The sequence below is a fragment of the Streptomyces sp. NPDC002935 genome, assembly GCF_040611295.1.
Classification (GTDB): Bacteria; Actinomycetota; Actinomycetes; order Streptomycetales; family Streptomycetaceae; genus Streptomyces.
The window spans coordinates 18,413-30,737 of sequence record NZ_JBEXNW010000044.1; the positions used below are offsets into that span (position 1 = coordinate 18,413).

The window sequence follows — 12,325 nt, forward strand, 5'->3', positions numbered from 1 at the left end:
CTTCGCGCTTCCCTGGTGGTGGCCGAGGGCAGCGCCACATCAGGCTCATCAGTCACAGCGAAGCCCCGCCACGGAGGGAATCTTCCGCGAGCGGGGCCGAAGGCGTGTCCGGCAACTAAGAGAGGGTCGCGGACAGCGCCCGTTATGACGGGTTCGGTGCTGGAATCCGGATGCGGCAGACGAGCCCTGGGCCGTTTCCTGTTGGGGCCGTAGTCGAGATCACTCCTACCCGATTGCCCAAGACCGTTCCCGATGGCTCACGTTCTTCCGGATCGTGTGGTCGCTCGTGCGCAGTGCCTTTGCGAGTTGGCCGTGCAACTCGCTGGGGAGCGACTCGGCTTCGAGTGCGCAGGCGTGGAGGAGAGCACGGCAATCCTGCGTTTCTCGGTTTGTTGCGAGTGCGATGAACAAGGGGTGCGCCAGGGCCTCTCGGGCGGCGTAGCCATCGGTTGCCTTGATCGTCCGTCGGTGCAGCTCCGCGACCATCAGGCGCGCAGTCGGGTCCTCGGGCGAAGCGACCACGTCCAGCAGTGTCAGTCCTAGCCGCATATTGAAGACGGTCATGTCGTCCCCATCCGGACGTTCAAGGTAGGTGGTCACCAGGTTCTGCAGGGGGCGCCGCCACTCCAGACCCTCAGTCCGACGGCACAGGACAGTCAGGCAGTCCGTGACGGCGCATTCCCACGGTTCCCCGAACTCCGTGGCGGCCAACAGGTTGTTGGCGCCGAGGGTGTTGCCCGTGGCGAGGGCGGCAAGGACGGCGACCTGCCGGCCGTCGAACATGCGCTGCCCGACACCGCGGTGTGCCTCGACATGAGCGAGGGCGTCGGCCCAGCGGCCTGCGGTCGTAAGGGCTCGCGTCCCGTCCGCGAGGAGGACCCGCCACAGCCAAGCGCGAACCATTCGACGGTCCTCGGCAATCGCAGTGATGTCGGCAGGTACGGCAATGTCCTCGACCTGGGTTGGGGTGCCGGTGCTGACAGCATCGAACAGTGCGAGGAGGCTTTGGTGTCCGGCTGCGTGCTGCCCGGCGCGGATTTGGAGGCGCGCGAGGTTGACGACGGGTTCGAGAGCCCGGATTGCGGTCCTGCCGGGCAACGGGACAGCGTGCAGGTAAGCGGCAGCGTGCTGGTGACACATCGTGCGGGCAGCGTTCGGTGCACCGATGTCGGAGGCGATCAGTGCGGCCTGGTTGTAGACCGTGGAGGCCACGCTCGAATCGTCCAGTTTCGCCGCGGCGCTGGCGAGTTCGGCCAGTGCATGCACGCGTTGGGCCAGCGGAAGGCAGGCGGGGCGGGGACGGGCGACAAGCAGGAAGCGTTGGGCTACGGCGTTAGGGAGTTTCCACACGGCCCGCGGCGCTCCTCTCCGTGGCGGGGTCCGGACCGAAAATGACGGTCTTGGCGGCGGCCACGAGGGCGGCCTGTGTGGTGTAGGGCAGGCCGATCCGGTTCCAGGCGAAAAGCACGTGATGGGCCAGGACGTCACGCAGACCGCGGTGAAGCTGTCCGGAATCTGTGAGGCAGGCCAGTTCCTGTCCGGTGTCGGTGTAGGCGCGGGCCCATCCGGCAACGTGGGCCAGTGGTCCGCCCGTGCACATCAGGTCTTCCCCGTTCACAGAGATCAGTCGATGCACGGCGGCCTGCAGTCGATCTCGGCTGTCCCGCTCAGTACCAGGGGGTAGCGAGCGATGGGCGCCGACGCGTGCCCAGACGTCGCCCTGCTCGTACCAGTCCAATCCGGCGGAGCGCATCAGGAGGCTGCACAGCATGAGGGACGTCTCGCGCCGGTGTTTGCCGGCGTTGTCTTGGAGGTGATCAATCAGGCTGCGACTATCGCGGTGGAAGAGGCGGTGAGCGGATGCCATGGCTTCGACGCCGCCGAAGGCGTGCACCTCGGGTTCGTAGATGATCTCTGTCCACCCTTTGATGTACCCGTCGGCGATCAGCGCGTCCAGGCCCTGGCCGATGGGGTCGTGCGCGTCGGCGGCGGGCAGGTAGCGCACGCGCCAGCACGGGCGTTTGCGGACCAGGAACCATGCGGTGAGCGCGCCTTCGTCCTCTGCGGTGCGCAGAAGGGGGGCGAGTTGAGCCAGAGCGACTGACTCGGCGCGTTCCCAGTCCGGGAACACGACATTGGTCTGGCACCAGGTGGGCGAGTTCATGAGGCGGTCTCCGGGGTGTTCACGCCAGGGCGAGGAAGGTGTCCCAGTGCGGTGCGGGCGCGCCGCCCGTGCTGAGGGTGTGCAGGGCGAGGGCGGCTCCGGCTGCTCCATCGAGGAGTTCCGGGTCGTAGTTGTCTTGGTGGAGCGCGGCGATCAGGCGGCTGGTCAGGCGCGGAAGCTCCGCGGCGATTTCGGCGTTGCCCAACTCGGTGGCCATCCGCCATGCGGCGTGCAGCAGTCCAGCCATGCCGTGGCACAGCCCAATCTCGGGGAGCTTGCCCAGTTGGAGCGGGTCGCGCAGGGTCGCAAGGATGGCGTTCTCGGCTGCCCGTACCCGTGCCGGGTCGCGGAGGGCGAGTCCAGCCAGCTGCTGCGCGCGGGCGGTGCCACTGGCTCCGTAACACCAGGAGGGCCGGGGGCGAAGGTCGGGATGGACGTGCCCGTCGGCCGCCTGCTGTAACGAGATCAGGCCCGGCCACCAGGGGTCGCTCACGTCGCCTTGGCGCCATCGGTCGGTCCAGGCACAGATCCGTTCAATCGCGTCGACCATGCCGGGCACGGCCAGGTCGCGCAGCAGAGCCAGGGACAGCACGGACAGGGCGGAACCGATGCCGTGGGCGAGCCCGAAGTTCCCGTGGCCATGGGGATAGTCGGCGTGAGGTGCGCCGGTGGGTCCGACGTTCATCCACCACGGCGGCAGCCCGGCCCGATCGGGCATGGGCTCTGTCAGGCGCACCAGGTAGGACAGGACGTCACGGGTGATCTCGCGGCCGGGATCACGGCTCAGGTGATAGGCGCCCAGCCCGGACAGGCCCTGGATCAGGTCGAACTCTTCCATGGGAGGCCGCTCGGCGCGGTCGATGCGCAGGTGGGCCTCGGCCAGGCGGGCCCGGGTGACGGTGAGGGTCGCCTTGTCCAAGCGTTCCAGGACGCGCCGGTAGCGGCTCGACGCGCTCGCCGCGCGGTGTGTGATGTACGCGAGGGCTGGAGCGCCGAAGTACAGGTTCGCGTTGGCCGCTGCGCTCACTTCGCCGTGTACGGCCGTGGCCAGCCAGGTGTGCGCGGTGTCCCAGTCGCCGCGGCCGGTACGGGCGCGCTCTATGTGCAGCAGGGCAACGCCCGAGGCTCCTCCGGCGAGAGACTGCGGCCACGAGCGACCGCCATCCGGCCGGCCACCGGGCCACACCGTGCGGGGTGTGGCCAGCGCGTCGGCCAGTTGGTCGGCGGTCGACAGGGCAGCTGGGGCGGGGGCTGTCGTGGTCACCGTGACCTCCTTGCTCGTGCCGTCCAGCTCAGGGCGGCGGCCCTGGCCAGGTGCAGGTGCGCACGTTCTTGGGGTAGCCCCGGCCCGCACATCCGGACGTGGTGGAGGTGCAGCAGGTCCGGCAGCACGTCGTGGGGCTGTGTGGTCGCGTCCTTGAGCGCGCGGCGGTAGGCGGCCAGCGCCACGCGGCGTACGGACCAGGCCGTGGTGACGCGCACGTCCAGGCCCGCAGGGTCGGCGTTCGCCAGGTCGGCGTTCACCAGGTCGACGGCCTGGCGGTAGACGGCGCGGGGCGGAGCGGCCTGGCCGGTGCGGGTGTGCTCGATGAGCCAGTGCATCGCCGCGGTGGCGTCGCCGAGCAGGCCAGTCACGATGTCCACCATGCTCGCGGCGGTCATCGCACGGGCATCCGGTGCGTTCTTCCCGGCCTGGGCGGCGAGTTGGGCTACGGCGGCCTCGGAGTCTGCGGCGAAGTACTGCTCGGCCGCGTCGATCGCGGCGGGGCCGCCGAACCGCGCGGTCTCCGGGTGGTAGGTCTCCACGCTGGCGTGCGTGATCAGGCCGCTGCGTCGGAGCTGCCGGGTCCCCTCGCCGATCTGCTCGACGATGGAGCCGAGTGTGCCGGGCGCGCAGGTCAGACGGAGGCGGAGGTGGTCGCCGGGGTCCTGGTAGCGGACGAACCACCATTGGGGGTCGCCCAGTTCCTCCAGCAGGGTCGGCAGATACCGGGTCAGGAGCGGGTTCTGCCGGTCTCGGTGTCCGTGGAGCTGCAGGTAGATGCGGTTGCTGCAACCGGGCAGGTGTCCGTGCTCGCGGCTGACGACGTGGCCCGGCGCCCGGACGGGGGCGATGGCTTGGCCTGCGGCAGCCAAGGGGATGACGACTTCGTGGGCGCGGCCGCTGGTCCAGCCCAGGTCCTGGGGTTGCGGTGCGGGATGCAGCGTCACCTTGCCGTCGCGGTCCAGGTGGGTGCGCAGCAGGGCCCGGTGTGAGGGTTCCGCCAGGTCCAGGGCCATGCACTGGTCGGCCTCGCTCAAGTACACCCGCTCGGGCAGATGCACGTCGCGCCGCCATTGGGTCAGGGCCTCGCCCCACTGCGGCCACGGTGCCGAGGCACCGGGGATGTCGTCGCTGGTGAGGAGCCAGCGGGCCGGGGACAGGAGCGTGCGTCCGTAGCGCAGCGCGGGCAGGAACGGCAGGCTGGAGGCAGCCGTGCCCCACATGAATCCGGTGCACGGGACGGCCAGTGCGACCGGCGCCTCGGCCAGAAACCGGGCCAGCGGATGGGTGTGATACCCCAGGTCTACGGCATTCAGCAGCAGCGTGTGCACCGGCCGCCGACGGGAGAGCGAGACAAGGTGCAGCCGTTCGGCGTCGGCAGTCACCGCCAGATCCGTCAGGGGAATGAGGCTGGTATCCGACCCCTGGTAGTCGCCAAGCGAGATCACCAGCCTGGTCACCTGCGGGGCACGCGCGACATTCTCAGCGGGTGCGGACAACGGGGTGGAGCTGATCTGCGCCAGGAGCGCGCCCTGGTGTACTCCGGGCAGCCCGGCGTGCACGTTGGTCATGCGACGGCGATCCTCGTCCTCCAGGATGGTCAGGAAGCGGCCGGTGGTCGTTCCGGCCGAGCGCGCCACACCGACGACGTGCAGGGTGAACTCGCCGTGCTGCAGGGCCGGAAGGCTCGCAGCGTCGATGCGGACGGTCACCTCAGTGCTCGGCTGGACACAGTGGCCAGGATCTGTGGTGGCCAGTTCCTCCAACGCGGCATCGTCGAGCTCGACTTCAATGCGGCGCTGCATCCCGGCTCTGTGGGCGAGCTTGATGAGTCGGCTGTCCCGGTCGGGCAGCGGGGAGGGCGGCGACGTGGTGGTGGACCCGAGGTAGCTGGATGGGTACCCGAGCGCGTCGACGGCGTCCGCAACGGGGACGACCGCCCTTGGCCCGTACCGCTCAAGAAACCGACTGTGCCACTCGGCCCATCCGGCCAACGCAGACCTGGGCGCGAGACGCGTGAGTGCCTTGGCTGCCGCTGCCGCCTCCTGGGCTACCGTCTCCGGGACGACCAGGTCCCAGTCCACCCGCAGGTCGAGCGATGCTTTGGGGTACTCGCGTAACTCCGCTGTCTCAGCGGGGGCGAGATACTGCGTGTGCGTGAGGAGTGCGGCAAGCGGGTCGGTCGCCGTCATCGCCGGGCGGAGGCTGGTGATCAGGAAACGTTGCCTGACCAGGCCCGCAAGCAGTTTCTCAATCGCAGTGAGCGGCGCGGTCGGGAAACCGGCGGAGAGTTTTGCTACTAGGTCGCTCCACAGGATCGGAGTCCGCGCGCCGTCCAGGGCTTCGCGGACCGGCCCGGTCAAACGTATCTGCACGTGTTCCGAAGCCCCGTCGCGCGTGCCACGAGGGCGGTGCTCGATCACCACGTACCCGTCGCGCTCGGCGACGAGGCTGGACGCGAGCACCATCAAATGGGGCCGCAGTCCGCTGTGCTCCTCGAACCGATCGATGAGCGCCGTGGTCCATGCCGCGTCGGGTCTGGCGAATGCCCGGTGCCCGGTGCCCATGCGCAATGAGGGGGCGGCGCCTATTCGCGCGGCCGCGACCCCGGCGAACAGACCGAACGGGGTGGCGCGCGTCCGGGCCCGCAGCAAGTAGCGCAGCACGGAAAGCACCGTGCGGCGTACAGCGAGCTCCGGCAGCGACTGGCCAGCACAGACCTGGTCCACTCGACTCGCGAGGTCCGGGCTGGCGGCTTTGACGGCGGCCGCGAAGTCGGCGGCCTGCCAGGCATGTTGCAGCCACGCCCGCCACGACGCGGTGGTCGCGGACGGGCCGGTCAGATCCGGCCAGACCACCTGACGGTCGGAGTTCAACGCAGCCACTCGTATCACTGCTGCATCAACGTAGCGATACACACAACCCTCCTGTGGCCTGCGCGGTGCCCGGCCGCGCCCATGGATCAGGCGCAGCCGGGCACCGCGATAAACACGGTCTGGTGTTACTACGGGCAGCTCGTGCACGCAGTCGCACACGTCGAGTTGCAGCCGTCGTTCGTCAGACGGATGAGGTGGTCCGCGGCGGGGCCACCTTCGACGATCGTGATGTCCAGGTCGAAGTCGTCCAGTCCGGACGTCTCCTGCTCGGCGACCGCCTGAAGAATCGGACGGTCCATCTGAACGGTCATACATGCCTCCTGGCAGTGAGTGATGGTGCAAGGTGCCGGGGCCCGGGAGCGGGCCCCGGAGTCTTAGTGCCAGGACACGGCGACGATGCCGTGCCGCTTCAGCACGGTGTCCTGGGGCAGAGGGGACGGGGCAGGACCCGGCACGTACCGGATCGTCGCCGCTCCCCGGCGGCGGTGGTCCTGGGCCCAGCGCCGCAGCAGGTCCAGGTACTGGTCCGCAAGAACTTCGGCGTGCGGGCCGTGAGCGACCACGCCGCTCTCGAAGCCGCCGGTTTCCCCGTTCTTGCGGCGGGTGCGGTACGCGATGCTGTCCTCGCTGACCAGCGCCGGCACACCGAGCACAGCTGCTGCTTCCACGAGCCCGCTCTCGACGACGGCCTTGGACGCGTGCAAGCGGGCCGGGCTCGGCAGACGGAACGTGAGATACAGCTCCAGCTCGTCAGGCAGGTCATAGGCCGCCCCCGACCAGGACTCCAGCCGGGGAGTGTCCAGGGCGTGATTCAACGCCTCTGCGTTCAGGTGCACCCGCGCGTCGTCGGTCTGCAAGGCGACGCCATCGCGTAGCAACGCCTTGCGCTCCTTCGCAGCTCCCTCACCCTGCATGGGCACGAAACGCGCCATCCGGTAGGAGCGGCTGACCAGGCCATCGCCGTCACGGTCGAAGGCGATCGAACGGGTCGTACCGCGCACGGTCAGGGGGACGACGAGCCTGCCCTTCTCGGCAAGCTCACTGATCCACGACGGAGGGATATCCCACGCGGCCGCGGTAACGATGATCCGGTCGTACGGCGCCCCATCGGGAACACCGGCCTCGCCGTCGGCGAGCACCGTCTTCACCTGGCCGTACCCGGCATCGTCCAGGCACAGACGGGCGCGGTCGACGACGTCACGGTCGATGTCGACCGTGGTGACCGCCCCGTCGCTGCCCACGAGTTCCTGGATGAGCGCGGCGTTGTAGCCGTTCGAGCCGATCTCCAGGACTTTCATGCCGGGCTCGATGTCGGCCTGCTCCAGCATCACGGCCTGGAGGTGGGCGGCGGACATGACGCTGGTGTCCAGGCCGTGCTCGTCCTTCTTGACCGGCACGGTGCTGTGCAGGTCGTAGGCGAGTTCCAGGGGCGCGTCCGGCGCGAACCGGTGCCGGGGTACCGCGGCAAAAGCAGCGGCGACAGACTCGGACAGGATCGCGTCCTGGTCACGGAGCGCGCGGACCATGGCCGCGCGCAGCGCGGCGGGATCACGAACAGTCGAGCCCTCAATAGCAGTCATCCGATTACCTATTTCTGTTGGGAGGGTGCTTGCTCTAGCCAGGCCGGGCTGCTGGCAAGCGAGGACGCTAGCCAGCGCGCCGTCTCTGGGGTGTGGTCACGCGCCGAAGGAAGGTTGCCTTCGGAGTTCGGCTGAAAAGCACTCAAAACCGAAAGCGGTGGCCTGCCGATCCTCTAGCCGCGAAGGGGGCGAAGTCGTCGACGTCGTACGCAGCGAGCTGCGCCCAAGGGGTCGTGCCTGCGCCGAAGCGGGCAGCTTGCTGCGTCAGGTCGAACAGCAGGGCCAGCACGGCCACTTCGATACGGTCCATGCGGCTGGTGCCCCTGAGACTGACGGGCTCGCTCGGGATCGGGGCGATGGGCGAGCGGACATCAGTCACGCAGGAACCCCCGCTCCAGTTCAACGTCACCGACCTGTCCGCGGTGTGCGTAGACCCCTGCTCTTGCGGCGTGTGCGTAGTGCCGTACCACGGCGCCACCGAACGCTTCCTGCGCGAGCGAGCTCGCGTCGAAGTCCGCCAGTGCTTCAGCGAGGGTGCCTGGCACTGGAAGCGCGTCGGAATCCTCGTAGGGCTCGCCCTCGCACGGTGGCGGGGGCTTGAGATGGTTGGTGAGCCCGTGGTGGATGGCTGCGAGGGAGGCTGAGAGGGCGAGATAGGGGTTGGCGTTGGCCGGCGGCAGACGGATCTCCAGGTGTGCGCCCTCACCGTGGCCGGTGACGCGAACGGCGCATCCGCGGTTGTCGTAGCCCCAGGAGAATCGGGTGGGGGCGAACGAATGCGGAAGGTAGCGGTTGTAGGAGTTGACCGTGGGCGCGTACAGCGGGCCCAGGTGCGGCATCGCGGTGACGAGTCCGGCGATGGCCTGCTTCATCGACTCCGGCAGGTCCTGGCCGGACTGGCAGGCGAAGGCGTTGCGGTCGTCGAACCAGAGGGACAGATGGATGTGCAGTCCGCTGCCCACACCAGTCTCCGGGACCGCCATGAAGGTTGGTGTCATGCGCTGCTGCTCGGCGAGGTGCTTCACGATGTGCTTGTAGGCGGTGTACGCGTCGCAGGCCCGCAGGGCTTCCCCGTACGGGAACGTCACCTCGATCTGACCTCGGGCGCCCTCCGTCTTGACGGCCTCGACGGGGGTGCCGGCGGTACTCAGCGCGTCCCCAAGGTCGAGGAAGAACTGCATCAGCTCCGGCGGGTGGTCCAGGGAGTAGTCCCCGTTGTGGAGCCCGACGGGCGTCAGCCCCCGGTACCCCGCCGCCCGCGCGTGCCGCTGGCCGCCCCGGTAGAGCACGAACTCGCTCTCAAGGCCCACCCGCACGTTCATTCCCAGCCTGGCGATGCGGGCGAGCTGGGTGCACAGCATGCGGCGGGGCGCGACGTCGACGAACGTGCCGTCGGCGTGGGCGGCGTCGGCGTGGATGAGGACGGTGCCGGGGTAGGGCAGACGTCGGATGGTGTCCATGTCGGGCAGGACACGGATGTCGCCGTATCCCTCTTCCCAGTCGGTCAGGTCAAAGCCCGTCAGGGGGTTCATGTCGACGTCGGTGGCCAGGACGTACGCGCACATCTCCTGGGATTCCATCGTCTCCAGGAATCGGGCCGCCCCCAGGCGCTTGCCTTTGAGCCTGCCCATCATGTCCGGGACGGCGAGCAGCACCGTGGTGATGTCCTCGCGGCTCACAGCGTCCCGGAGGTCGGCGGGAGAGAGGATCCCGGAGCGTGCGGTGGGCTGGACGGTCGGCTCGGCCATCACACCACGTCCTGGGACAGGACGGTCTGCTGGCCGGTGTTCCGGGAGGCGGGGAGGCGGTAGTTGTGGCGGCCGCGGGTGAGCCACATCAGCCAGGCCAGGCCGAGGACGACGAGCAGTGTGATTCCGGCGTAGTTCATCGACTGGACGGTGATCGGCGAGGTCTGGGGAAGGCAGAAGACGAGGGTGATGAACGCCGCGTACGTCACGGCGATCCAGCCGATCGGCCGTCGCCACCGGCCCAGGGTCCACGGGCCGGGCTGGTAGCGGTTGCCGGCGCGCAGGGCGAGGAAGACGGGGATGGCGTAGGCGGGCGTCATCCCGACCGCGTTGATCGCGGTGACCGCGCCGTATGCGGCGGGCGAGTACAGGGCTGGCAGGGCCAGGAGGAATGCCACTCCGACCGCGAGCCACACGCCGTTCACCGGGGTCTGTGTCCGGCTGCTGACCTGCCGCCAGGTCGCGGAGAACGGCAGTGCCCCGTCGCGGGAGAACGCGAAGACCATGCGGGCGGTCGCGGCGACCTCTGCGTTGCCGCAGAAGAGCATCGCGACGATGACGACGAGCAGCAGGAGTTTGGCTCCCGGAACGCCGAGGACGTCGATGAAGATCTGCGCGGGCGGCACCCCGGTCGTGCTGGTCTGGGTGCCCTTGTAGTCCTGGATGGAGAACAGGAGTCCGGCCAGCAGGACGAATCCGGCGATCCACGAGACGTAGATGGAGCGGATGATGCCGCGCGGTGCGGCGTACTGCGCCTGGCGGGTCTCCTCGGACAGGTGGGAGGAGGCGTCGTAGCCGCAGAAGGTGTACCCGGCCAGCAGGGAGCCGATGAGGCACACCAGCAGCGGGCTGGAGATCCCGGTGTCGTTGTTGAAGTGGGTGAAGACCCACTCGGGTGACTGATGCGCGGCCGGGGCCAGGAACAACGCGCCGACGATCAGCGTGACGCCGCCCATCTGCCACCACACGGAGATGGAGTTGAGCACGTTGACCACGCGGACCCCGAGCGCGTTCAGACCGCCGTGGAGCAAGAGGATCACCGCGAAGATGATCATCTTGAGGCTGTCGGTCGGCTCCACGCCCCATTGCAGGCTGGCGAACGCCGCGGCGAACGTGGCGGCTCCGTAGTCGATCCCGGCGATCGCTCCGAGGAGGCCCATCAGGTTGAGCCAGCCCGTGAACCAGCCAGCGAGAGGCCCTCCGAGCCGGTCGGCCATGAAGTACAGGCCGCCGGAGGTGGGATAGGCGGAGGTGACGTCGGCCAGGGAGAGGCCTAAGAGCAGCACCATCGCGCCGACCGCGACCCAGCTCCACAACATGACCGCGGGTCCGCCGGCCGCCAGGCCGAAGCCGAAGAGACTCATGCATCCGGCCAGCACGCAGATGACAGAGATTGAAATGGCGAAGTTGCCGAACGGGCCCATTCTGCGGGCCAGTTCTTGCGGGTAGCCGTGCTGGGCCAGGACCGCATCGTCGTCGAGCACGCGGTGGCGGTGGGACGCTGTTCTCGGGGACATCGAAGGAATCCTCGTGATCGTTGGGGGAAGGTTCGGGGAGCTGCGGAGGCAGTCACCGCGGCGGGGGTGCCCGGCTGTTCATCTGCGGTAGGCCTGTTTCAGCGCGTAGTCGCGGGCGTTGGTGAACTCGTGCTCCCACCAGCGCCGCCCCTCGCTCAGCTGGGCCCACGGCGCCGAGGTGGCGTAAGGGCCGATCGCCTTGAACACGGGGCCCGCCCCCGGCTTCCCGCTGGCGGTCAGCACGTAGGCCAAGTAGTTGAGGTCGAGTGCGGAGCAGGACTCGGGGACGGCATCGGTGTCGGGGACGGCGTGCTCGAACCAGCCCTCCAGCGCGCGGTCCGCGTAGTAGCGGACCTGGTCACTGGTCCAGAACCCGAGCGGCCGGACAATCCCACCCTGGCCAAGCTGCTGCCGGTAGGACTCGACAAACGCGTACAGCGGCAGGACCAGCAGAGCGGAACCCTCGTGCGACTTCAGCGCCGTCCACCGCGCGAAGTCCAAAGCGCCCTGCCCGCGGGCCTGGAAGCACTGGAGCATGCGGTGGTAGCCCTCGCGATTGTCGGGATCGCGGTGGACGACCTCCCAGAGCAGCGGCCACGGTCCCGGCGGCAGCAGGGCATCCGGCGGGTCACCCCAGTGCTCGGGGCGATGCATGTACCTGCGGTCGACGTCCAGTTGAGCCAGAGCCAGACGGCACACCCACGGCACGGGGTCGTTCGGCAGAGTCTGGGCGGCGTTCCGGCATGCCCGGCGGGCGTCGCCGATGCTCTGCAGCAAGACCCGCGCCGTCACCGTTCCGCGACTCGCGTTGAGGGCACGCTGCGTCTGCACCCGGGCCCACATCATCAGCGCATCCGAGTTATCGGGCTCTTCCTTCCACCAGGCTGTGACCGCGTCGCTGTTCACGGCGCCGACGGCCAGGATCTGGCTCCGGGAGGTACGCAGGGCCCGGTCGGCGCCCGTGGCCCAGAGCAGGTCCCGCATCGAGCGCCACCGGCCGAGCTGCAGGTCCTCCAGGGCGGTGCGCAGTCCGTAGTCGCGGCCCGCAGGCTGGACGATCAGGGACATGTCACTGGACATCGGTGTACCCCTGCATCAGATGGGGGGCTTCAGGCAGGAGAGATGCCCGGCTTGGCATACATAACGGGGCCATGGGACGGAGTCCTCGAAGTGGGG

General features: G+C 69.0%; 10 protein-coding genes. All 10 read right to left on the reverse strand.

Annotated elements, in window-relative coordinates; all coding sequences use genetic code 11:
- Nucleotides 1-225: 225 nt before the first annotated feature.
- On the reverse strand, nt 226-1,350 hold the full coding sequence (locus ABZX90_RS38285; protein WP_355212866.1) for a hypothetical protein: 1,125 nt from the start codon (nt 1,348-1,350) through the stop codon (nt 226-228).
- Complete coding sequence (locus tag ABZX90_RS38290; protein ID WP_355212868.1) at nt 1,334-2,164, reverse strand: thiopeptide-type bacteriocin biosynthesis protein; 831 nt, start codon at nt 2,162-2,164, stop codon at nt 1,334-1,336. Before ABZX90_RS38290 ends, ABZX90_RS38285 begins: the two co-directional genes overlap by 17 nt.
- Before the next feature lie 19 nt (nt 2,165-2,183).
- Nucleotides 2,184-3,428 (reverse strand): lanthionine synthetase C family protein, encoded by a 1,245-nt coding sequence (locus ABZX90_RS38295; RefSeq protein WP_355212870.1) that lies wholly within the window; start codon nt 3,426-3,428, stop codon nt 2,184-2,186.
- A complete protein-coding gene (locus ABZX90_RS38300) occupies nt 3,425-6,313 on the reverse strand; it encodes a lantibiotic dehydratase (protein WP_355212872.1) in 2,889 nt (962 codons plus the stop codon). Before ABZX90_RS38300 ends, ABZX90_RS38295 begins: the two co-directional genes overlap by 4 nt.
- Before the next feature lie 119 nt (nt 6,314-6,432).
- Entirely contained in the window at nt 6,433-6,615 is a 183-nt protein-coding gene (locus ABZX90_RS38305; RefSeq protein WP_355212874.1) for an FxLD family lanthipeptide, read from the reverse strand.
- Between the two features lie 63 nt (nt 6,616-6,678).
- Nucleotides 6,679-7,884, reverse strand: a complete 1,206-nt coding sequence (gene fxlM / locus ABZX90_RS38310) for a methyltransferase, FxLD system (protein WP_355212876.1) — start codon at nt 7,882-7,884, stop codon at nt 6,679-6,681.
- 142 nt (nt 7,885-8,026) lie between these two features.
- Nucleotides 8,027-8,194, reverse strand: a complete 168-nt coding sequence (locus ABZX90_RS38315) for a hypothetical protein (RefSeq protein ID WP_355212878.1) — start codon at nt 8,192-8,194, stop codon at nt 8,027-8,029.
- A gap of 61 nt (nt 8,195-8,255) precedes the next feature.
- Nucleotides 8,256-9,632 (reverse strand): glutamine synthetase family protein, encoded by a 1,377-nt coding sequence (locus ABZX90_RS38320; protein ID WP_355212880.1) that lies wholly within the window; start codon nt 9,630-9,632, stop codon nt 8,256-8,258.
- On the reverse strand, nt 9,632-11,149 hold the full coding sequence (locus tag ABZX90_RS38325) for an amino acid permease (RefSeq protein WP_355212882.1): 1,518 nt from the start codon (nt 11,147-11,149) through the stop codon (nt 9,632-9,634). The genes ABZX90_RS38320 and ABZX90_RS38325 overlap by 1 nt, the downstream gene beginning before the upstream one ends.
- A gap of 78 nt (nt 11,150-11,227) precedes the next feature.
- A complete protein-coding gene (locus ABZX90_RS38330; RefSeq protein ID WP_355212884.1) occupies nt 11,228-12,229 on the reverse strand; it encodes a hypothetical protein in 1,002 nt (333 codons plus the stop codon).
- Between the last annotated feature and the right edge of the window lie 96 nt (nt 12,230-12,325).